Source organism: Paraburkholderia aromaticivorans (genome assembly GCF_012689525.1).
GTDB classification, from domain to species: domain Bacteria; phylum Pseudomonadota; class Gammaproteobacteria; order Burkholderiales; family Burkholderiaceae; genus Paraburkholderia; species Paraburkholderia aromaticivorans_A.
This window is the reverse complement of the sequence record NZ_CP051516.1, coordinates 1478289-1500535: the sequence shown is the minus strand read 5'-3', so window position 1 is coordinate 1500535 and position 22247 is coordinate 1478289. Positions and strand designations below refer to the sequence as shown.

Annotated in this window: 22 protein-coding genes; 9 read left to right on the top strand and 13 right to left on the bottom strand. The window is 63.5% G+C overall.

The window, feature by feature from the left end; genetic code table 11:
• Positions 1–148: 148 nt before the first annotated feature.
• Positions 149–1477: an NAD(P)/FAD-dependent oxidoreductase gene (locus HF916_RS34635; RefSeq protein ID WP_168795748.1), complete on the top strand. Its 1329-nt coding sequence runs from the start codon at positions 149–151 to the stop codon at positions 1475–1477.
• Between the two features lie 73 nt (positions 1478–1550).
• Here the strand turns inward: HF916_RS34635 and HF916_RS34630 are convergent, their stop codons facing one another.
• Positions 1551–1898 (bottom strand): DUF4148 domain-containing protein, encoded by a 348-nt coding sequence (locus HF916_RS34630; protein ID WP_168793314.1) that lies wholly within the window; start codon positions 1896–1898, stop codon positions 1551–1553.
• Between the two features lie 211 nt (positions 1899–2109).
• Here HF916_RS34630 and HF916_RS34625 point away from each other — a divergent pair, with 211 nt between their 5' ends.
• The 6 genes from HF916_RS34625 (at position 2110) to HF916_RS34600 (ending at position 5983) form a co-directional block, all read left to right on the top strand.
• Positions 2110–2499: a hypothetical protein gene (locus HF916_RS34625; RefSeq protein WP_240975802.1), complete on the top strand. Its 390-nt coding sequence runs from the start codon at positions 2110–2112 to the stop codon at positions 2497–2499.
• 22 nt (positions 2500–2521) lie between these two features.
• Positions 2522–3205, top strand: a complete 684-nt coding sequence (irlR, locus tag HF916_RS34620; RefSeq protein WP_168793312.1) for a heavy metal response regulator transcription factor IrlR — start codon at positions 2522–2524, stop codon at positions 3203–3205.
• Positions 3202–4659, top strand: a complete 1458-nt coding sequence (locus HF916_RS34615) for a heavy metal sensor histidine kinase (RefSeq protein WP_240975801.1) — start codon at positions 3202–3204, stop codon at positions 4657–4659. The genes irlR and HF916_RS34615 overlap by 4 nt, the downstream gene beginning before the upstream one ends.
• The gene (locus tag HF916_RS52135; protein WP_431311454.1) at positions 4584–4925 is read left to right on the top strand and encodes a DUF4148 domain-containing protein; all 342 of its coding nucleotides are present in this window, start codon (positions 4584–4586) and stop codon (positions 4923–4925) included. Before HF916_RS34615 ends, HF916_RS52135 begins: the two co-directional genes overlap by 76 nt.
• 132 nt (positions 4926–5057) lie before the next feature.
• Positions 5058–5684 carry a carbonic anhydrase gene (locus tag HF916_RS34605; RefSeq protein ID WP_168793310.1) on the top strand — a complete coding sequence of 209 codons (627 nt, stop codon included), beginning with the start codon at positions 5058–5060 and terminating at the stop codon, positions 5682–5684.
• 134 nt (positions 5685–5818) lie between these two features.
• A complete protein-coding gene (locus HF916_RS34600) occupies positions 5819–5983 on the top strand; it encodes a hypothetical protein (RefSeq protein WP_206002034.1) in 165 nt (54 codons plus the stop codon).
• Positions 5984–6004: 21 nt separating this feature from the next.
• Here the strand turns inward: HF916_RS34600 and HF916_RS34595 are convergent, their stop codons facing one another.
• A complete protein-coding gene (locus tag HF916_RS34595) occupies positions 6005–6898 on the bottom strand; it encodes a LysR family transcriptional regulator ArgP (RefSeq protein WP_168793308.1) in 894 nt (297 codons plus the stop codon).
• A 97-nt stretch (positions 6899–6995) separates the two neighbouring features.
• Here HF916_RS34595 and HF916_RS34590 point away from each other — a divergent pair, with 97 nt between their 5' ends.
• Entirely contained in the window at positions 6996–7613 is a 618-nt protein-coding gene (locus HF916_RS34590; RefSeq protein WP_168793307.1) for a LysE/ArgO family amino acid transporter, read from the top strand.
• Positions 7614–7703: 90 nt separating this feature from the next.
• On the opposite strand, the gene HF916_RS34585 is transcribed toward HF916_RS34590, so the two are convergent.
• Complete coding sequence (locus HF916_RS34585; protein ID WP_168793306.1) at positions 7704–9179, bottom strand: HD domain-containing phosphohydrolase; 1476 nt, start codon at positions 9177–9179, stop codon at positions 7704–7706.
• A gap of 149 nt (positions 9180–9328) precedes the next feature.
• Between HF916_RS34585 and HF916_RS34580 the strand changes: the two genes are divergently transcribed.
• Positions 9329–10120: an alpha/beta fold hydrolase gene (locus HF916_RS34580; protein ID WP_168793305.1), complete on the top strand. Its 792-nt coding sequence runs from the start codon at positions 9329–9331 to the stop codon at positions 10118–10120.
• A 372-nt stretch (positions 10121–10492) separates the two neighbouring features.
• Here HF916_RS34580 and HF916_RS34575 read toward each other — a convergent pair whose 3' ends face one another.
• The 10 genes from HF916_RS34575 to HF916_RS34530 all read right to left on the bottom strand — a co-directional run bounded on the left by HF916_RS34575 (position 10493) and on the right by HF916_RS34530 (position 22187).
• Entirely contained in the window at positions 10493–10711 is a 219-nt protein-coding gene (locus HF916_RS34575) for a hypothetical protein (RefSeq protein WP_168793304.1), read from the bottom strand.
• Positions 10711–11061, bottom strand: a complete 351-nt coding sequence (locus tag HF916_RS34570) for a hypothetical protein (protein ID WP_168793303.1) — start codon at positions 11059–11061, stop codon at positions 10711–10713. Before HF916_RS34570 ends, HF916_RS34575 begins: the two co-directional genes overlap by 1 nt.
• A 438-nt stretch (positions 11062–11499) precedes the next feature.
• Complete coding sequence (glmS, locus tag HF916_RS34565; protein ID WP_168793302.1) at positions 11500–13317, bottom strand: glutamine--fructose-6-phosphate transaminase (isomerizing); 1818 nt, start codon at positions 13315–13317, stop codon at positions 11500–11502.
• Positions 13318–13380: 63 nt separating this feature from the next.
• Positions 13381–14403, bottom strand: a complete 1023-nt coding sequence (galE, locus tag HF916_RS34560) for a UDP-glucose 4-epimerase GalE (protein ID WP_168793301.1) — start codon at positions 14401–14403, stop codon at positions 13381–13383.
• 35 nt (positions 14404–14438) lie between these two features.
• On the bottom strand, positions 14439–15374 hold the full coding sequence (locus HF916_RS34555; protein ID WP_168793300.1) for an endo alpha-1,4 polygalactosaminidase: 936 nt from the start codon (positions 15372–15374) through the stop codon (positions 14439–14441).
• Between the two features lie 38 nt (positions 15375–15412).
• On the bottom strand, positions 15413–16612 hold the full coding sequence (locus tag HF916_RS34550; RefSeq protein WP_168793299.1) for an endo alpha-1,4 polygalactosaminidase: 1200 nt from the start codon (positions 16610–16612) through the stop codon (positions 15413–15415).
• Positions 16613–16749: 137 nt separating this feature from the next.
• Entirely contained in the window at positions 16750–18123 is a 1374-nt protein-coding gene (pelG, locus tag HF916_RS34545; protein WP_168793298.1) for an exopolysaccharide Pel transporter PelG, read from the bottom strand.
• Positions 18123–19775: a GT4 family glycosyltransferase PelF gene (gene pelF, locus HF916_RS34540; protein ID WP_168793297.1), complete on the bottom strand. Its 1653-nt coding sequence runs from the start codon at positions 19773–19775 to the stop codon at positions 18123–18125. Before pelF ends, pelG begins: the two co-directional genes overlap by 1 nt.
• The gene (locus tag HF916_RS34535) at positions 19772–20782 is read right to left on the bottom strand and encodes a hypothetical protein (protein ID WP_168793296.1); all 1011 of its coding nucleotides are present in this window, start codon (positions 20780–20782) and stop codon (positions 19772–19774) included. The genes pelF and HF916_RS34535 overlap by 4 nt, the downstream gene beginning before the upstream one ends.
• A complete protein-coding gene (locus HF916_RS34530) occupies positions 20775–22187 on the bottom strand; it encodes a PelD GGDEF domain-containing protein (RefSeq protein ID WP_206002033.1) in 1413 nt (470 codons plus the stop codon). The genes HF916_RS34535 and HF916_RS34530 overlap by 8 nt, the downstream gene beginning before the upstream one ends.
• Between the last annotated feature and the right edge of the window lie 60 nt (positions 22188–22247).

Below are 22247 nucleotides of genomic sequence, written 5' to 3'. Positions count from 1 at the left end.
AGCCGGGAAATGTTTGGAATCGCGCTCCGCGCGGCGCCAGCAGCGGCCCGGCACGAACAACCTCAGGAGGATAGCGATCATGGCCGCAATCGATCAGCAGGCAGGCGCAACAGCGCAACAGACGCACCACGCGCAATCCGCGCAACGCATGGACAATACGGCGGCGCATCGGGTCGTGATCGTCGGCGGTGGCGTGGGTGGACTCGGGCTGGCCACGCGTCTGTCCGAATCGCTCGGGCGTGCGGGTCTCGCGCAGATCGTGCTGGTCGACCGCTGGCCCACGCACTTCTGGAAGCCGCTGCTGCACGAAGCCGCTTCAGGCCAACTCGATCCCGCGACCCATCAACTGCAATACGCGGTACAGGCGCAACGCCATGGCTTCGAATTCGAACAGGGCGAACTCACCGCGCTCGATCGCGCAGAGCGGCATATCACCCTGAGCGCATTGCATGACGCCGACGGCCGCGAAATTCTGCCGTCACGTCAGATCGCTTTCGATACGCTGGTGCTGTCCATGGGCAGCGTGACGCAATATTTCGGCGTGCCCGGCGCCGCGGAACATGCCTTGCCGCTCGAATCGGTTGCGCATGCGGAAGCATTCCGCCGCAAGCTGCTCGATGCCTGTCTGCGTGCGAATCACGCACGCCGGGCGCGGACCGCGCAAGCGGATACGCCGGTGTCGATCAACATCATCGGTGCGGGCGCAACCGGTGTCGAACTCGCCGCCGCGTTGCGCGACACGGTACGTTTGCTGAATCGCTACACGCCCTTCTCGCTCGATCCGGTGCGCGACTTCCGCATCCGTTTGATCGAAAGCAGCGGACGTGTGCTGCCCGCGTTGTCCGAAACGATTTCAACTCGCGCGCAGCGGATGCTCGCCAGCCTCGGCGTGGAAGTGTTGAGCGCCACACGCGTCACCGAAGTGCGCGCTGACGCCGTGTTGACCGACGGCGGGGCTCCCCTCGCCAGCGACATCGCGATCTGGACGGCGGGCATCTCGGGACCGCCTGTATTGCGCACACTGGACGGCATCGCGGTGAATCGCAACGCGCAGATCCAGGTGAATCGCACCTTGCAGTGCACGAACGACGCGAACGTATTCGGCCTCGGCGACTGCGCGGCCTGTCCCGCCGACGACGCAGGCGCGTTCCTCGCGCCGCGCGCGCAGGTCGCGCATCAGCAGGCGCTGTTTCTTGCGCGTGCGTTGAAGTGCCGGATAGCGGGCGAAGCGCTGCCCGAGTTCGTGTATCGCGACGCCGGCACGCTGGTCGGTTTCGGACGTGAAGGCACCATTGGAAGCCTCAGCAGCAGTTTGCTGACGCGGCCGGTGTTCGTCGACGGATGGCTGGCCACCGCGGTTTACAAGCTCATCTATCGGCGGCACGTGATGACGCTGACCGGCTTCGCGCGCATGGCGCTCGATTCGGCGAGCCATTGGTTGCGCAGACGCGTGCATCCGGTGATCCGTCTGCATTAGAGAAAACTGTCCTGCTCGCGCGCCGACCGATCCGATCGGCTCGGCAAGTGAGCGGCTTGCTGCCTGCTTCGACCTACCGCATCTGAAACGCGTCCGCCACGGAACGCGCGCCGTCCGGCAACGGACACGGCTGCGGATACTGGCTGTCCGGCACGTTCATGCAGCCCGACGCGCGCGCGACGGCCAACTCGCGCTTCACTTCCTCACGGGTCTTTCCTTGCGGCGCCTGCCGCGCCTTCTGCACCGCACGTTCTTCCCCGCCCTGCGTCTGCCGCGGTTTTTGCCGCACCTGTTCTTGAGCCTCGCCAGTCGCGGGCGGCCCCGTGGCTGGGTCACGCAGCAGGACACCGTCGCTCGCCACCGACGCGCTCATCCAGACAAAGCCCAGTACGACTCCCGCAAACCACTTCGCATTCCGCACGATCCATTCTCCGTTTCCGTTTGATTGAGCCCTCATGCTAGATCGGAGCGGCTCCCTGAACGTGAGCGCGCCATGACGATCCGGTCATGCGTTCCATGCATCGCAATAAAACATGCACGCAAGATATATGACGGAATTGTCATGTTGCTCTCATGTTCGCATCAATCAGGTATCCGTACGATGGGCGCGTCCCATCCTAAAAATGAACCGTATGCGGCACTTTCAACGAATGCGAAGCCTGACGATACGCATCACGCATTTCGGCGCAAACGTCCCGGTGCGCTGGGAGCGGCTCCGCATCGATCATCCGGTCTCACTCGGGGCCGCGCTGCTCGTCATTGCACTCAGTTCGCTGGCGTTCTGGTGGAATCAACCTGACGGGCTGTTCAACGGCGGCGCACCATCCTGCCCTTCCGCATATGGAAAGCCGGGTGGCCGGGACGAGCCGTTGTTCACTCGAGGCCTGCTCTCGCTCGAGGTGTTTTCCTGGATGACTCGCACCATGCCCCGGCCTTCCGGTTCGCAGCCTGCAGTGCATCACCACCTCGACGCACCCAATGCCTCCATGTCATGCGCGCCCATTGCACGCATCGGCCGCTGACCAGCAGCACTGAGAGAAAATCATGCGCATCCTGATCGTCGAGGACGAAATCAAAACCGGCACGTATCTTCGGAAAGGCTTGACCGAAGCGGGCTTTATCGTCGACTGGGTGGAAGACGGCGTGACCGGCCAGCATCGCGCGTTGACGGAGGACTACGATCTGATCGTGCTCGACGTCATGCTGCCCGGCCAGGACGGCTGGACGGTGCTGAAAAACCTGCGCCGCACCCATTCGACTTCGGTCCTGCTGCTCACCGCGCGCGACGAGGTGGACGACAAGGTGCGCGGCCTCAATATGGGTGGCGACGACTATCTCGTCAAGCCGTTCGACTTCGCCGAACTGCTGGCCCGTGTGCGCTCCATTCTGCGACGTGGGCAAACCCGCGACGCCGCCTCCCTGCAAGTATCGAATCTGGTGCTCGACCTGACGCGCCGCAAGGCCACGCGCCACGGCGACATGATCCTGCTCACGGCCAAGGAATTCGCGTTGCTATGGCTGCTGATGCGCCGTCAGGGCGAAATCCTGCCGCGTTCGACGATTGCTTCCCAGGTGTGGGACATGAACTTCGACAGCGACACGAACGTCGTCGACGCCGCGATCCGCCGCCTGCGCGCGAAGGTCGACGACAACTACGAGCCCAAACTGATCCACACCGTGCGCGGCATGGGCTACGTATTGGAAGAGCGCGGCCCATCGCAGTCATGATCCGACGTCTACTCGCGGCGCTGCGCCTGCGCGCGAAGACACTGCGCTTCAGGCCGCCGGCGCTGCTCGTGCCGCGCACTTTGCGCGCGAGGCTGTCGATCCTCTTCGCGCTTTCGACCTCGCTGCTACTCATATTCAATGGCGTATTGCTGTATCACGGCCTGAAAACGCGTATCGAAGCGGCGTCGGCTCGCGAGATGACCACGACCCTCGCGGCGCTGCAATTGCGCCTGCATACCATGCCCAGCATCCAGGCGGTCAGCGCGGATCGTGAGACGTGGCACAACCAGTTATACGGCCACCAGAACCTCGATATCGCGCTGTTCGACGCGCATAGCGCACCGCTCATTCGCACCAACGGCTACTGGCCGAATGCGGAAACGATGACCGTTCGCACCGACCTCACGCCGGTGCGCGTATCGAACGAAAAACTGCCGCTGCGCTATCTGGTGGCGATGGCCCCGCTCGGCGACCCCGCCGGCACACCAGTGCGCGTGGTCGTTCAATACGACGCGAGCGGCGAACGCGCGCTGCTGCGCGCCTACGCGCTCAACGTGCTGGTCGTCATCGTGACGGGGACGCTGGTGAATGCGCTGCTTGCATGGTCGATCGCCCGCTTCGGACTGCGGCCGCTGGCCCGTTTGACGGCGCGCGCCGAGCAGATCTCCAGCAGCCATCTTGCGGAGCCGCTGCCCGAACACGAAATGCCCGGCGAACTGAAGGAGCTGAGCCGTGCCTTCAACCGGATGCTGGCGCGGCTGCATGAGTCGTTCACGCGTCTCACGCAATTTTCGTCCGACCTTGCGCACGACATGCGCACTCCGCTCACCAATCTGCTGGCGGAAGCGCAAGTGGCACTCTCGCAACCACGTTCCGCCGATGAATATCGCGGCGTGATCGAATCGAGCGTGGACGAATGCCAGCGCCTCGCGCGTCTGATCGACAGCATGCTGTTTCTCGCGCGCGCGGACAGCATTCGCCACCGGCTGACGCTGCAGTGTGTCGACGCACGCAGCGAGGCGCTGCGCATTGCCGGCTACTACGAAATCATGGCCGCCGATGCCGGCGTCGAGATCGTCGTCTCGGGCAATGCGCGCTTCGAAGGCGATGTGCTGATGGTGCAGCGGGCGCTCAGCAACCTGATTTCGAACGCGTTGACCCACGCACCGCGCGGCAGCACCGTCGACGTGCAGTGCGCGGAACGCCGGCGCTATGCGCACATATCGGTGTCGGACACCGGCGCCGGCATTGCGAAACCGCATCTGGAGCGCATCTTCGACCGCTTCTACCGGGTCGATCCATCGCGGCACAACTCGGCGAGCGGCACGGGCCTCGGACTTGCCATCGTCAAGTCGATCATGGACGAACATCACGGCGAATGCAGCGTGGAAAGCGTTCCGCACGTGCGCACCACCTTCAGCCTGCGCTTTCCGAAGCATCCGCCGATCAGCTAGGCGATGCACGCGCCCGCACGATGACAAAACTATCATGCGGTGATCACCAAGGTCTCATCCCCTGCCATGCACAATGTCCCTGCCTGATGGAAATTGCTCAGTCATCCCAATCAATCTGCAGAGGACTCGATGAAAAACTACGTAACCGCACTCGCCGGCCAGCCGCAACAGATGGGAAATCCCGCAAACAGGTACGTCAGGAGTTGCTCGAGGCTCAGCGGCAAGGTCTGATCCCCAACACCGAAGCCGACTATCCGCCGAGCTAACGGAGCATCGACGCGAATAAAGCCTGCCATGCAGTCGTGCAACGCCACTGGGCCGAGAACGACTGACGCCCATCCGGCAACAGACACCGCTGCACTCCCCAATACGATTGTCGCATCAACGGAAGCCCGCTCATGACATACCCGAAACGCATGCTCGTCGAAAACCTCGCCTGGTCCGACGAAATCAACACCCGCGACCCTGCCTATTTCCGGCGCCTCGCCAGCAATCAGCAACCGAATGTGCTGTGGATCGGCTGCTCCGACAGCCGCGTGCCGGAAGCCATTACGCGGGCGATGCCCGGCGAGATCTTCGTGCATCGCAATATCGCGAATCTCGTCGCCGATAACGACGAGAACCTCTCGAGCGTGCTCGAATACGCGGTCACCGCGCTGCAGGTGGAACATGTGATCGTCTGCGGGCATCACTGCTGTGGCGGTGTGCGGGCGGCGCTGCGTCCGCCCGCGCCCGAGCTGCCGAACGTCAACCGCCGCATTGGGGGAATTCGCCGGCTCTGCGCGCAGCATTCCGCCGAGTTGCGCGAGCTGCCGAGCTTCGAGGCACGCGCGAATCGACTCGCCGAGCTCAACGTGCTGGCGCAGGTGCAGGCGCTGCACGCCATGCCACTGATTCAGCGCGCACGGCGTCCGGTGCAGATTCACGGCTGGATTTTTTCCATGCTCGAAGGGCGCCTGAAAACATTGGCCGACACGCCCCGGACCGCGAGCCGCAACGCGGACGCCGAGGCCGCAGTGGGCTGATTGCGTCTGCGCCAATCGGTCGGCATCCCTGCAAAGAGACCGACTCGCCCTGATCGCCCCGCTGTCACCGTGCACGACCAACGCCGCCGATAAGCGCGGCGTTTTCTGTTCGACTCCCCTGCTTCGAGGCAAGCTTGACGATGATTCCATCCACCTCTCAACCGGGAGCGACCCTGATTCTCGACGCGACCCAGGCCGAGCATATCGATTACGACGTGCGGCGCGTGATCGACAGTTTCATGGCGGATGCGCGGACCAGCAGTGTGCGGATCGAATACCGGCACTGGCCGGCAAGCTGAGGACGCATTGCAAACTGTCCGTCAATCCAGAAACTCCGTTGCCCGCTTGCGCAGCATCGCGCCGAAGTCGTCGAGCCAGCCGATCGACAAACGCCAGCTCTGCCAGTAGAGATCGACATCGATATGCTTGCCGGGCGCGATCTCCACCAGTTCGCCGCTGGCCAGATGCGCGGCGATCATGCGTTCCGGGCACATGCCCCAGCCGAGGCCCGTGACGCAGGCACGCAAAAAACCGGCGACATGCGGAATCCAGTGCAACGGCGGATCGAGGTCCGCGCGCGTGATGCGGCGCATGAAGCGCTTTTGCAACTGGTCCTTGGGATTGAAGTCGACGCACGGCGTGCGCCGTAAGCTCTCGCGCGTGACGCCATCGGCAAAGTGACGCGCGAGAAAGTCCGGTGAACAGACCGCCAGATAACGCATTCGTCCAAGACGCGTGGAGCGGCACCCCTGTACCGGCTCGGCTTGCGTGGTGAGCGCGCCTTGCACGCTGCCGTCGCGAATCCGCTGCGCGGTGTGGTCCTGATCGTCGATCACCAGATCGAGCAGCATCTCCCGCTCGACGCAGAATTGCGCGACCGCGTCGATAAACCAGGTGCCCACGCTGTCGTCGTTGACCGCGATGCGCAGCGCCGGCCACCGTTCGACCAGCGCGCCGGGCAGCGCCGGCAGGCGGCCGGTCAGCTCCGCTTCGAGCAATTGCACGCGTTCGGTGTGGCGGCACAGCAGCGCGCCCGAGGTGGTCGCGACGCAGGGCTGGCCGCGCTTCACCAGCACGCTGCCCACGCGCTCTTCCAGCAGTTTGACCCGTTGCGATACCGCGGACGGCGTCACATTCAGTTCGCCGGCGGCACGGTCGAACGAACCGTGACGCACCACGGCGGCCAGCGCATCGAGCAACGCATAGTCGAGCATTAGCGTTCCTTAATCGGCGTTAAGTGAATTAGCTTCTCTTATGATCGGCAAACCCGCAGACTAGCCTCGTTCGCTGCTCCCGTCTACTGGATCGATTATGAATTGGCTTTCTTTTTCCCACGGCGCCGCTTTGTGCGCATCCCTGATCGTGACGATCGGCGCGCAAAACGCCTTCGTGCTGCGTCAGGGCATCATGCGTTCGCATGTCGGCAAGATCGTTGCGCTGTGCGCGTTGTCGGACTGCATTCTGATCGGCGCGGGCGTCGGTGGCGCATCGGTGCTGGTCGAACGCTATCCCGTGTTCGTCCACTCGATGCTGTACGTCGGGCTCGCCTATCTGGCGTGGTTCGGGATCAACGCATTGCGCCGCGCGGTGCGGCCGGGGCATGCGGTGATGGATGGCGAGAACGTCAGCGCGGCGCCCGTGCAGCGCGCCGTGCCGATCATTCTGATGACGCTCGCCTTCACTTGGCTCAATCCGCACGTGTATCTCGACACGTTTCTGCTGATCGGCACGGCCGGCGCACGCGAACCCGAAGGCGCGCGGGTCGCCTTTGCGCTGGGCGCGATGGCGGTCAGCGGGATCTGGTTTATCGGTCTGGGTTACGGTGCACGCGCCCTCGCGCCGCTCTTCAAGCGGGCGACGGCATGGCGCGTGCTGGATGGCGCGATCGGCAGCATGGTGCTGCTGCTCGCGGTGACGCAGTTGCGGTGAGCGCGGCCGGCGCGATCGTCGTCAAATGGTGTTGCCGGGAAACCGGGACTTTGGGAAACGTATGGGCGCCCCTTTACATAGCGCACCCGCCTAGATGCACCCGAGCGCGGAAGCCTTCAACGTGGCCGCGGCACGGGTCGAACATTCGAGCTTGCGAAAGACACTTTCCACATGCGTGCGTACGGTACTGGGGCTCAGTTCGAGAATGCGGGCGACCTCCTTGTTACTTGCACCCAGGCTGATGTGTTTTAGCACTTCCGCTTCTCGCGGCGACAGCAAGCCTGCTTTCGGATTCCGCCCACGCTCGCCGGACGCGGGAAAGTCGCCGAGTTCCGAAGAAACGGTTGCCTCGACCGCTTCTGTATCGAAACGCCCCGCCTGCGCCCCCTCGTTGAGCAGAGCCGCGGCCTGTTCCGGTGAAAATGCCGGCCGCCAGGGACGCGCCGAGCGCAACGCCACCCACGCGGCGGCAACCGCGAGCACACGTGCTTCGCGTCCCATTGCATCGCCGGTGCTGCCGCGGAAATAGCCTGAACCGTCGAGACGTTCGTACGCGAAAGAAGCGATCTCCGACTCGCGCGCCAGACCTTCGATCTGTTTGCCCGCGCGCGCGGTCCAGTAAGGCACCAGCCGCACCTTTTCCCATGCTGCCGGAGAAAGCTCGCCGGTTGTGTTCCAGATGGCATTGGGGACCGCCATGCGTCCCATGCCATGGAGCAGCCCCGCCGTGTAGGTGCGGCGCCGCGCCTCGTTGCTCAGGCCCAAATGCGCGCAGCAGGTGCCGGCCGTCTCGGCTACTTGCCGCGAATAACCGGTCATCCACGGCAGCTTCAGGTCGATCACGTCGGCCACAATCTCCGGCGCGCTGACAAGCCGCATCGCAGCCGTGCAGGCGGGCTCAGCATGGCGCTGCGCGGCCGAATCGTCGAGTTCCTTGAGCCACGCGGCAGCACGAGCTGAGGCGAGTTGCGCCAGTTCCAGGGGATATTGCCGGCCGGCCTTCTGCGCAATCAGCATCTGCGCGCGCTCGAGACCGTAGACCCGGCTCAGAATCTCGAGATCCCCGGCCACGGCGACGATGAACACCGCAGCGGGTACATCGCGGCCCGGCCGATGGTCCGGGAAACCACCGCCGTCCCAACTTTCGAAAATGCGTCGAAGCGCTTCCTGAGTCGCCTGAGTGAGGCCGAGCATATGAGCCACCTCGCCCGAGACCTCGCAATGTATCTGGGCCAGCGGGGTGATCGCGGCGCCGACTTGCGCCGGCGATTCGCCGGTCCCGGTCCAGTCCGGCCGCATGGCGAGCATGGCCGCGCGGCCGCCGATGTCGTCACCGAGCCAGTCGGAAAAGCCAGTTGCGTTTGCCGTGCAGCCCGACCACCTCAGAAGGGACACTTCCTTGACGACATCGCACTGTGCGTCGTCCAGGCCGGCCTCTGCCGCGAGCCGCGCCGCCAGCCAGCCTGTGCGCGGCGAATGGTCGGTGGGCTGCCCCATGCTGAGGTCGCCAATGAACGCCAGCGCCTTGACGGCGTCCAGTACCCGGATTGCAGAAACGTCATGCATAGCTTTCGACCTTGTTGTCAGTACCCGCTCATCCAGTGAAACCGGATCGGCTCGGTCATTCGACCGATACAGCAAACCGGCCAAACGGCGCATCCTCCAATCCGCAAACTGTTTCTTACCCAACCAAGTTGACGAAGAGGATGAACATTATGAATACCTTGTTGAAAAAGTGCCTGGCTGCCACGCTGATGCTGGGAGGCTTGCTGTCGCTGGCCGCCGTCACCCCGGCGAGCGCCGCCGCTCCGAACGACGGACTCAAAGGAAAGAACGTCGTCCTGGTGCATGGCGCATTCGCCGACGGATCGAGCTGGAACAAGGTGATTCCGCTGCTGGAAGCAAAAGGTCTGCACGTGGTGGCGGTGCAAAACTCCCTCAAGTCGCTCGACGACGACGCCGCGGCGACGCAACGCGTCATTGAACAACAGAACGGACCCGTCATTCTGGTCGGCCACTCGTGGGCCGGTGCCGTGATCTCTCAGGCAGGCAACGACGACAAGGTCAAGGCCCTCGTCTACGTCGCGGCGTTTGCGCCGGATAACGGCCAATCGATCAACGACATCCTCAAAGGCAAGCCCGCGCCTTCGTGGGCGACGGAATTGCAGAAGGACTCCGCCGGCTATCTGACACTCTCGACCGATGCGATCATCAAGGACTTCGCGCAAGACCTGCCGCCGACCCAAGCCCGTATCGTAGCCGCGACGCAGGGCCCCTGGTTTGCCGGTTGCACGGACGACAAGGTGGCCACCGCAGCGTGGCACAACAAGCCGTCGTGGTACGTGCTGACGGAGAAGGACCGCATGATCCCGGCGCCCTTGCAGGCCGCGATGGCGCAACAGATCGGCGCGACGGTGGTCAAGGTCAATGCGAGCCACGTTGCGATGCTGTCGCAGCCGACTGAAGTCGCGGCAGCTATTATCACGGCGGCTCGTGCGGCGAAGTGAGGACTGGTGGTTGACGGACTGTTCCGGGGAAACCAACGTTCATGCAGCCGCTGCACGCATGCTTAAGGATCTGTTAAGCCGGCGGTCGTAGGATGCTGGCCTGAGCGTGCGTCGTGCGTCCGGGGCGTCGTCTCTGTGAACGTCAGACGCAGCGCTCACCTTCTCTCAGGTTCTGGAAGCCCTCGGAAAACCAGAACCATTCAAGCCGGCTATCGCCGGCTTTTTTTTGCCCGATAGCCTGACATCGCGAATCGCGCGCACCGGCACTGACGACGATGGCTAGATGTGCCAGTCAGGCTATACGCGAACTCTTTGCTACGGTCAGTGATCGAGCGCGATGAGTCAGACGTCTACGCAACTGTTTCGCGCTGCTCACCCGTGGCTGTCGATCCAGGCACGCGCCCACTCGAGACCCGCGCGTTGCGCTTCGTCCTCAGTATCGAAGTAGGCGAGAACGCCCGACGCTTCGATCAGCTTGCCGGCGAGCGTGATGGTCCCGCTAGCGCCGTACCGCTCAGGCTGCAAGATGTCCTCCTGCTGCAAGATGGCGTGACCCCAGACGGTGTAGCCGTGATAGGTCTGGGACTCCATCAGCGTGTCACCTCGGCCGTGATGCCGCGAGAATCCACCCGCAACACGTTGCCCTCGGGCGTGATCTGCCGCGGAATCTCGGACATGTCCCGTGCGTGGACAGGCACGTTTTCCCGCCGATCCGTTTTCGCGACGAGCCTCGCAACCGGCGCCGGTGCAGGCCGCGCGCGAGCTTTCACGGCATGGGGAACGATGTGCCGACTACCGGCAGGCCGACAGGCAACGACCGCGCAATGCGGCTTGCCAGCTTGCGCTTCCGGCGGGTTCCAGACCTCGACATAGTGCTGGCCAGCCATTGCCGTCGAAGCCGCCGCGAACAGCATGGTGCCCAAGCCCAAAAATCGAAACATGTTCTCTCCCTATGCTCCATCGCTCGCGCCGCCGCAACTACAGCAGCGCGACGAGATTCCATGCAGGATACTGTACATCCATACAGGTCTTTGCGCAATCCAATGATCGTCGCGGAGCAGTTTGCGCCCCGGGCATGACGCCACTGCGTAACGAGGATGAGAACATAGTCGCCGCGCGGTTCGCGAGCGATTGCCAAAACTCTGAATGAGCTTTGGCGGGCAGGGAGCCTGACACGGGTTTTCGGGAGCAGCCGTCAAACTACAAAACTAACACATGGTCCGAAAGCGTTTTCGGGTTGGTTGCGGATATTCGCTGCGCGGTCAGGACTTCGACGCAGTCCGCTACACGCGCATCCGGACCTGGTCAAAAACCTGTTTCTGCAACCAATCAGCATCAAGGCCGGCGAAGCCGCCGCCGGCCACACCGCCGCTAACCCTTCACTCCACCGTAACCGACTTCGCCAGATTCCTCGGCTTATCCACATCCGTCCCACGCGCGCACGCCGTGTGATAAGCGAGCAATTGCAACGGCACCACATGCAAAATCGGCGACAACGGCCCATAGTGCTCCGGCATTCTGATCACATGAATCCCGGGCTCACTCCCAATCCGCGTGTCCGTATCCGCAAACACATAAAGCTCGCCGCCTCGCGCCTTCACTTCCTGAAGATTTGACTTCAGCTTCTCGAGCAGCGCATCGTTCGGCGCGATCGTCACGACCGGCATCGCATCGGTGACGAGCGCCAGCGGACCATGCTTCAATTCACCGGCCGGATACGCCTCCGCGTGAATATAGGAAATCTCCTTGAGCTTGAGCGCGCCTTCGAGTGCGATCGGATAGTGCGACCCACGTCCGAGAAACAGCGCGCTTTCCTTGCCCGAAAACTTCTCCGACCACGCGATGATCTGCGGCTCCAGCGCGAGCACCGCATTCAACGCGGCCGGCAGATGGCGTAACTGGCGTACGTAGTCGGCTTCCTGTTCCGCGCTCACCGTGCCACGGATTTTGCCCAGCGTCGCGGCAAGCACGAACAGGCCGACCAGTTGCGTGGTGAACGCCTTGGTCGACGCCACGCCGATCTCGCGGCCCGCGTGCGTGTGAAACGACAGTGAGGTCAGCCGGACCATCGCGCTCGTCGCCACATTGCAGACCGACAACGTGTGCTGATGTCCGAGCGACTGCGCATGCTTCAACGCAGCGAGCGTGTCGGCCGTTTCGCCGGATTGAGATATTACGACCACCAGCGCCTTCGGATTCGGCACCGAATCGCGGTAGCGGTATTCGCTGGCGATTTCGACCTGAGTGGGAATCTTCGCGATCGATTCGAGCCAGTACTTGGCCGTCAGTCCCGAGTAATAGCTGGTGCCGCAAGCGAGAATCAACAGACTGTCGATATCCGCGAACACAGCGGCGGCCTCTTCACCGAACAGCGACGCATCGAGCGATTCGCCCTGCGGCACCGTATCGGCGATCGCGCGCGGCTGCTCGAAGATTTCCTTCTGCATGAAATGCCGGTACGGGCCGAGTTCCACGCCACCGCCATACGCGGCCACCGTGCGCACTTCGCGCTGCACGTCGGCGCCGTCGCGGCTCACAACCCGCACGCGCTCCAGCGTCAACTCGCACACGTCGCCCTCTTCCAGGAAGATGAAGCGTTCGGTCTCGCCGGCCAAAGCCAGCGCATCGGACGCGAGGAAATTCTCGCCTTCGCCGATACCGACCACCAGCGGCGAGCCTTGCCGCGCGCCCACCACGAGATGCGGATGAGCCTTATGCTCGACCGCAATCGCATACGCGCCGTCCAGTTGCTTCACGGCCTTCCGAACCGCCTCGAACAGATCGCCGCGATACAGGCTATGCACCAGGTGAGCGACCACCTCGGTGTCGGTTTGCGAAACGAACACGTAGCCCTTCGCGCGCAGCATCTCGCGCAACGGCTCGTAGTTTTCGATGATGCCGTTATGCACCAGCGCCAACTCGTCCTTCGAAAAAATCGGATGCGCGTTGTCCGTGACCGGCGCGCCATGCGTCGCCCACCGCGTGTGCGCGACGCCCGTGCCGCCTTCGAGATGCGTCTCGCGCGTCTGCGTGTCGAGATCGGCGACGCGCGCCGTGCTGCGCGCGCGGCGCGGGCCGGCGGCGGCCAGCACGGCGACGCCGCACGAGTCGTAGCCGCGATACTCCAGACGACGCAGTCCTTCGATCAGAACCGGGACGATGTTACGTTGCGCTACCGCGCCGACAATGCCACACATAAATTTGCTTTCCCACGTGATGTTGTATCGGATGGGGCGAGCCGCCCCGAATCGAGTTGAGCCTCAGGCGTAACCGGCGGGATTGGTCGATTGCCAGCGCCAATGGTCGGCGCACATGCGTTCGATGCCGTACTGCGCGCGCCAGCCGAGCAGTTGTTCCGCCGCGGCCGGATCGGCGAAGCAGGACGCGACGTCGCCCGGACGGCGCGCCACGATTTCATAAGGCACTGGCTTGCCCGACGCCTTCTCGAACGAGCGCACCACGTCCCGCACGCTATAGCCCTGCCCCGTGCCGAGATTCACGACGAAGCTCGCATCGCGCGCGACCAGCGCGTCGAGCGCGGCCAGGTGTCCGCGCGCCAGATCCACCACGTGGATGTAATCACGCACACCCGTGCCGTCCGGCGTGTCGTAGTCGCCGCCGAACACACGCAGCTTCTCCAGTTTGCCGACCGCGACTTGCGCGACATACGGCATGAGGTTGTTCGGCACGCCGCCCGGGTCTTCGCCGATCAGACCGCTCTCGTGCGCGCCGACCGGATTGAAATACCGCAGCGTGGCGATGCGCCACGACGGATCCGACACTTCCAGATCGCGCAAGATCTGTTCGGCGATCAGCTTGGTCTGGCCGTACGGATTCGTGGCGGACAGCGGAAACGATTCGTCGATCGGCGAAGTCTTCGGCACGCCGTACACCGTGGCCGACGAACTGAACACGAACTGCTTCACATTGCGCGCGCGCATCACCGACAGCAGCGTCAACAGACTGCCGAGGTTGTTGTCGTAGTACTCGATTGGCTTCGAGACCGATTCGCCCACCGCTTTGAGCGCCGCGAAGTGAATCGCGCCGGTCACCGGATGCGCGTCGAAAATGAGTTGCAGCGCGGCTTCATCGCGCGAATCTGTTTCGTAGAACGCGACGCGCTTACCCGTGATCTGCTCGACGCGTTTGAGCGACTCGCGGTTGCTGTTGACGAGGTTATCGACCACGACCACGTCGTAACCACCGTTCAGCAATTCGACACAGGTATGCGAGCCGATAAATCCCGCGCCGCCGGTGACCAGAATCGTGCCTTTCAAGTCCATGCGAAATTCCCTTTGGTATTCATTCAATTCGGTTGTCACGGCCGTGCATTGCCGGTCCCGGCCACGCCCACGCCGACGGTCGCGAGGCCACCGTCAGTGACGTAGGGCACGAACCCGGCTTCAGTAATCCGCGCCGCGGTGGCGGCTGCGCATGTGTCGTCGGCGGGCGGGCAATAGTCGATGGACAGCACCGGCAGCTTGTATTGATCGCGGATCGTCGCCGTCTGCATCAGCAGCCAGTCGCGATCGGCTTGCGGCACTTCCGTGTAACGCTGCTTGCCGGCATCCCAACCGCGATACAGCGATTCGAACGCCACCATGTAGGCGAGATCATGGACCTGCGGCAAGACCTCGAAACCGCGATTGAAGATCAGCTTGGCGTTCGGATAACGCTTCTTGATCGCGCGGATGACCCGCACCAGCCCCGCTTCCTGCGCGGCTCGCGTGGCGTCGGTTTTGGCGATCAGGTGGTAGGAATCGAGCGTATCGAGGAAGAAGCCGCGATAGCCTTTTTTCCATAACGGCGCGATCACCTTGTCGACGAAAAACGCCGGCCATCCAGCAGCCGTCTGATCGATCACATGCGAGGCCCATGCCTCGTTGACGCCCGGCAGCCACTCGCGCGGCATGGCGCTGTAATACGCGCGATGCGGGTTCACCTCGCCGACGCTCACATAAGCGAACCACGCCGGATGCGTCTTCGCGTGAGCGCGCGGATCGAAGTGCGCGTCGGGGTCGACCACCACGACATCGAATGCGGCCAGGTCCTCGACGGGTGGATTCGCGCCGTAGTAGAGCGCCACCGACGGTCCCGCCGGCGCGTCCGCCGCGCCCTGCGCGTGCGCCACCGAAGCCAGCGCGCCGAGCGCGGCCATGCGCGCGAACCGGCTGACACGACGCAGCAGCGCGCGCAAGGTGAAACGTCGGTCGTGATCGTGATCGTGCTCGGACAAATCCGGTTCCTCTTTCATGTTGTTCGGGCAACGCCGCCCGCTTGAGGCTGTCGTTTCTAAGTGCCCACAGGCAGGAACGACCACCAGCAGATACTATCGAGCGATACAGTCGAGATCGACGGACTAAAACCCGCCTGTTGCGCAGCCGTCCACGCGGTTTGCGCAGTCGAACTCGACGTGCATGACGACGTATAGTCGAGCGACCCCACAAAAAAAGCGCTGCGGCCGAGATTCTGCTCAGTGCTTTGCCACGACTTCAACTGCTGCACGACCGACGTGCTCGTCGACGGCAAGAAGACCTGTTCCGCGATCACGCCGTCGATCAGCCACGGAAACGATACACCGCCCGACGTCCCGCCGATGGCCGACACCGGCGCGGCATTCGGCACCATCGCCAGATCCGGGAAGCGGTCGCGCAGCTGTTTGACGAGATCGAGGCCGCCTTGCGCGCAGGTTGCATTGCACGGGGCACTTGATGCATTGGCGCCGTGGCCGACGATTTCGAAGTTATCCAGCATGAATCCGTCGACACCGGTTGCCGCGAGACGCGGCGCGACGTAGTTGACGATCAGGTTCTGATAGTCGGCGTTGGCGGGATTCATCCAGTATTCCTGGAAGCCTGAATATCTGCTGATTTGCGCCGAGGTATTCGCGCCGCACGACACGAAGCCGGACGGCACCGTGTTCCAGTAAGTCCGCGATTTCTCGCAGGCGCCGAAATTCAGGTAGCTGAGCACTTTCGCGCCGTTCACCTTCAGCGCGGCGATTTGCGCGGCCGAGAAGGCGGGCGTGCCGTTGCCCGGATCCGCGTCGATCACAATCAGCTTGAACGTGGCCGCCGCCTGGGCGATGTTGATCGCGCTGCCCTGACCGTAATAGGCCGCCCAAACTGGCGCCGCCGGCAAGGCGCGCGCCGTCGAGATCGTCGGCGTGGTAGTCGAGCCGGAATTCGTATTTGTCGATGAATTGCTCGAACCGGCCGAGTTGGTCGAGCCGGTCGAGCCGGTCGAGTTACCCGAGTTACCCGAGTTACCCGAGTTACTGACGCTACCGCTCGCCGAGGTCGCCGCAGCCGCGGTCGATCCGTTCGTGCTGCCCGCCCCACTGCCTCCGCCTCCGCAGGCGGCCAGCAGACTGCAGGCCGCGACGATCACGGCTGCACCGATCCAGCGTTGGGAGACGCTGCCGTAATGAACATCGGCGGCAAGGCGCGCGCGGGCGGCCCGCCGAAGCGGGCCAAGGTCATACTGATGCATGGAGGAATCCGAAGTCGAACGGTGTGAGGCTGAGGGTGCCGACGCGCCGGTTCGCCTCGTCAAGCGCGCCCTGCCCTCACCGCTTCTAGAACGGCAGCATGAACACGATCTCGGGCCGAAACAGCGACGCCCTGGATTCAACCCCGCAACATATACGTCTCGTATTCCAAAGACATGAATTTGCGGTCGAGCACCTTCACGGATGCCACCACCACGACCAGCAACGCCAGTGCAAATCCATAGCCGTAGAAATCCGGCCCTAGCCTGAGCGTAATGCCGGTGAAGAGTCCATTCAGCACGACGAATGCGCCGGTGAGCCGCAGCACCATACGCCTTCCGTCGAGATAGAAGAACACGTTGAGCAGACCCAGCAGCAACACCTGCAGACTCGCCGACACCACGTCGACGACGAGCAGCGGCATATACAGCGGCGAAATGCCGAGCGAGCCCAGCACGCGCTCGCCGAAGGCGATGATCAGCAGCAGCACGACCGACTGCACCTTGATGATTTCGTACAGGCCGGCACGCACGCTGCCCACCATCATGTCGCGCATTTCGTTGATATGCCGCAGCGTCGCGCCGCTGCGCACCGCGTCGTAGAAGGCATCGTAGTACTCGACGAAATCCGCCTCGATGCGCACGAGGAACGTCGCCATGCCGGGCATCACGCACACGTAAGCGATAAAAATCGGAATGTCGTAAATCACCGACGCGTGCAGCGGCCCGATCACGCGCGTGCCCGTGCCCGGCGTATACCAGAACATAAACTTGTCGAGCCACACGCCGATATTGAACAGCAGGCCGACCAGCGCGAGGCTCGGATAGGCGAAGCGCCGCTCGAACACTTCGAACGAAACGAAACGCTCGCTGCGGTAGTTACGGTAAATCAGACCCGACAGACCGGCGAGCAGCACGATGTGCCCCGCCACGAAGCCGCCGAGCAGACCGACCAGTCCATAGCCGTTCAACGCGAGCGCGAGGCACACCACGCACGCATAGCCGACCGCGAACACCACCAGGATCTGCCGGTACTGCTTCACGCTCGACAAAAAGATCACCGCGATCCAGATGTTGCTGACCACCACGAAGCCCGTAATCATCAGCAAGCGGTAGATCAGGGGCTCCTCGCGGAAACCCACCAGCATCGCGATCACCGCGACCACACTGGCCAGAATCGACGACACCAGCACCACGCCGTTATAGTTCGACAGCACGAGGTCGTCGCGCTTTTCGAACAGCCGGTCGGAGATGAAGCGCGTGAACGACAATTGCAACGGCCCGGTCAGAATCAGACTGAGCGCGATCAGATACGTGACCGACACCTGAAACTGCACGATCGCGAAGGTCGGAATCACCGAAGTGAGACTGATCAGCCCGATGATCAGGATGCCGAAGATCGACAGGATCAGCGGACCGGAACTGATCAGGCCCGCGTAGGCATAGGCGCGCGCCACGCCGGTCAGCGTGTCGCGGCGCATGATCTTGCGTAATTCGAAGCCAATACCCGCCATTAGCGTGTCTCCTGCGATTGAACGGGCTGCGCCGATTGCACGCGCGGCTCCGCCTTGGATTGGGTGCCGTGGTGCATCGGGCAGCGCGCCGCATCGGCGGCCGTAGCGTTGCGCTCGCGGTCCGGCAGCGCGGCGAGGCGCTCATACAGCGTGCGATAGCGGTCGATCATCTGCTTCTTGGTGTAATAGCGGCGCACGCGCGCGAGTCCGGCTTGCTGCGCGGCCTGCCAGCGGGTTTCGTCGGCGAGCAGCGCCAGCACAGCCTGGGCGAAGGCGGCCGGGTCCGCGAGCTGGACTACCGCACCCGCGGAGCCGAGCGCGCGATCTTCCGCATCCACGCCTTCGATCAGCTGACGGCACGAGCCCACGTCCGTCGTGATGGCGGGCACGCCGGCCGCGAAGCCTTCCAGCACCACCAGCGGCAGCGCCTCGCTGATCGAGGTCAGCGCGATCACGTCGATCTGCGGCATCATGTCGTCGATGCGTTGGAAGCCGAGGAATTTCACATTGCGGCTCAAGCCGAGACTCTCCACCAGCGCGCGGCATTCGAGCGCGTAAGCGGGATCTTCCTCTTCCGGCCCGATGATCCAGCCTTCGAGGTCCGGCATGGTGCGCGACGCAATGAAGATCGCGCGAATGAAGGTCTTGATATCCTTGATCGGCACCACGCGCCCGATCAGCGCGACCACGTGGTGCGAGCGCGGCTTGCGCTCAGCCACCAGCGGCGCCAGCGCGTCGACATCGATCCCGTTCGGAATGCATTGCGTGCGCTCGGCACGCGCGCCGTCCGTGATCTGGCGCTGACGGTTCGCCTCGTACAACGCGACGATATCGTCCGCGGCGTCGTACGCGAGCTTGCCAATCGCTTCGAAGAAACGCACCCACAACTCGCGGAAATAACTGACGCGCGAGATATCGCGTTCGAACACGCCGCGGTTGTCGCGAATCCACTGGCTCTGCAGCAGGTCGATCTTGCGCTCTTTCGTATAGATGCCGTGCTCGGAGATCAGCAGCGGACGGCCCGTACGGTAATGCATCAGTGCGCCGAGAAAGCCGCCGTAACCCGTCGATACCGTGTGATAGACCTTCGCCGGCAACAGCTTCTCGGCGACGCGCGCGAGTTGCCACAGCGGCTTGTGCATGATGCGCACGGTCCAGAAGTAGTCGGTAAACGAGGGATCGGTGCAGTACTTCTGATACTGATCGACAATCGTGTCCCAGGCCGCGCGACTCGACAGGAACTGTTCCTCGTTCAGCGCGCCCTTCGTCCCGAGCATCGGGATCATGCCGGCCATCAGGCCACCGGCGTCCAGGCCATGGCGCGGATCACGCAAGGCGTCGTGCAACTCCTGTGAGCGCGCGAACGCCGCGGCATCGCCAGCGACGGCACGTGGCTGAAAATCCGCCACGGCCTGCTCGTACAGGAAGTGCGTTTCGATATGCACGACGTTGTCCGGTAACGCATAGGCGACACCGTTATAGTCCTGTTCCCGGCTGCCGATGAACACAATCGCGAACCGGGTCTCCGGGTAGGAGCGGATCATTTCATTGACCCAGCTCGACACGCCGCCACGCACGAACGGGAACGTACCTTCGAGCAGCAGGCAGACATCGGCATCGGCGGCACGGCGGATCGGGAGTTCTTTCATCATGACCAGTACTTCACAACCGGTTTGAGTGTGGGCAACGCGGCAGCATTGCCCAGCGATGCGAGAAGCTGTTTGACGCTGGCGTAGTCGCCGCGCAGGAAGTCGGCTTCCGCCAGCCACGGCACCAGCCGTTCGCGCGGAAAACCGAGTGCGAGCGCCTGGCCGATGTATTCATGCGCGGCATTGGGCAAGCCGTTCGCCAGTGCGAGACGGCCGCGAATCAGCCACAGCGCGGCATCGCCCGGATCGGTTTCGAGCGCCGCCTGGGCGTAGCGGTCGGCCTGTTGCAGCGTATGGCGGTAAACCGCGCCCTGCACCAGGTTCTGGTACACGAGTTCGAAGTACAACTCGGCGAGCAAGCGGTTGAGCGCGCGGCGTTCGACGTCGTTGTCAGTCGCTTCCAGCGCTTTGCTGGTGCGGAAGATCTTCTGCATGATTTCGTTTTCGGCGTGATCCAGCGTGCCGTAAGCGATCAGGCGAATGTCTTCGAGCGGGTCGGCAAGCAACTCGCGCAACAATGTGCCCGTGGTGCGGGTAGGCATGCTCTGGATCGCCACGAGCGCGGACAGCCGGTCGGTAGCCGACACCTGAGTGTTGGCGAGGCGCGCCTGCAGCCGCGCGCCGCCGCCGTGCGACACACGTGACACCAGGTAGGTGACGAATTCCGGGCGTGGCACATCGGCGAGTTGATCGCTGTCCTTGCTGCCCGGAAAGAGTGCCGCCCAGATGCAGCTGATCAGCACCACGATGCCGCCGAACAGCGGCACGAAGGTGCAGGCGAGCCACAGGAACAGCAACGAAACCGCCCGGGGCTCGCGATAATTCAGCGGCAGCCACGAGCGGAACGCGACCGCCTCGGCGAGTCCCGCCAACGCCTGCAACGCGAAAAAGCGCAGCAACGGATCGATCGCGCCGGCCGGTTGCAGCAGGCTCGCGATCGCCAGATATTGCACGATCACGGCCACCACGGCCGCGAGCGCGCTGACGATGAGAGAAAGGGCCTTAGACATCGAGGCCGCTTCGTTTGAGAAGACGCATCAGCGCCGCGCCCGGCTCGTCGCCCTCGAGGTGGAGCGTGTGAACGCCGACGCGCGCGCGTTCCAGGTCGGTGTTGAACTGGGCCGTCAGGCTGGCTTCGATCCGTGCCAGATAGCCGTCGATACCGGTCGTATCGGTAGCCGGCATCAGATTCACCAGCACCGACTGCCTGGCCGTCTGCACCGGCCACATCACGTCGAGTGAACGACGGCGGCGCATGACATGCTCGAACAGCGAGTCGCCCTCTTCATCGCGCGGAAACGCGAGCGCGACGAGCGACGACGCCACGCCCGCCTTCTGCTGAAGACGCGTGAGACGGCTCAGGTCGAGCGCGAATTCGTACGGGCAGTTCGGCACGCGGTCGAGAATGCGCTGCACGAAGGCGGAATGCTCGACGCCGTCGGCGTAATAGCCGAGCAACACCAGCAGCAGTTGCAGGTTGTCGAAATTGAGCGACAGGAACGGCATGCGCTTGACGACGAGCAGCGCACGCAGTTCACCGTCCGCGGACACGAGCGGCGCGCACACCAGATACTGGCTGACCGGCACGACCGTATCTTCGTTCTTCAGATGCGCGACGCTCAGCGTGTTGAGCGCATGCGTGACGAGTTCGTCGTGCATGGCGAGTTCGAACGGGTCGCCGATCTGCGCGATGGCCTGCGTGCCGAGCTTGCCGTGATGCACTGGATACAACGCCGCGACTTCGATCTGGCAGGCTTGCGCGACAAATTCGAGCAGACCGCTTGCGCCGCCGAGCGGAGCGTTTTCCTTGCCCGCTGCGGGCACGGCGAGCGCCGTATCGGTGGCGACCGACAGACGGCGCAACTCGGTAATCGAATCGCGCAACGTGGTCGGGCGGGACAGCAAATCCTTTTCGAGCCGCTCGTGCGAAAGTCGCAGCAGATAGTGACTGTTGGTCAACGCGACGAGACGGTCGTTCAGGTAATCGTTCAGCGAGGACGCGCGCTCAGCGCGGCTGCCCCACGTATCGCCGAAGTGCCCGGCGAGAATCGTCTGGATCAAACCGCCCGCGAAATACAGCGTGGGGAACGGGCCGCCGTGCGGATAAAAGAGCGCCCATGCGCCGACCATCAAAGCTCCGCTCAGCAAGCCGAGCAGGCTGCCGTAGCGCAAGGCCACCAGCAACGAAGCCAGCCACAGCCACGGAAAACCATTGTGCAGCAGCAACGGGTCTTCAGGATGAAGCCAGCGGGCCACGGCCAGTACGACCAGCACGAGCAGGACGGTCTCCACGATCGCGAACGGCCGCGCCACCGCGGGCGCCAGCAAGCGGCGCACGCGTCCGAGATTGCCGAACGGATGCGCATGGCGCGGCTTCGAGGCGCCCGGGTTGTTTTCCACGGCTGCGGTATTCACGGCCATTTCCTTTTCACATGTCGGGTTGCGGCTTGCGGCCCGCACTTCGGGCGCAAGCCG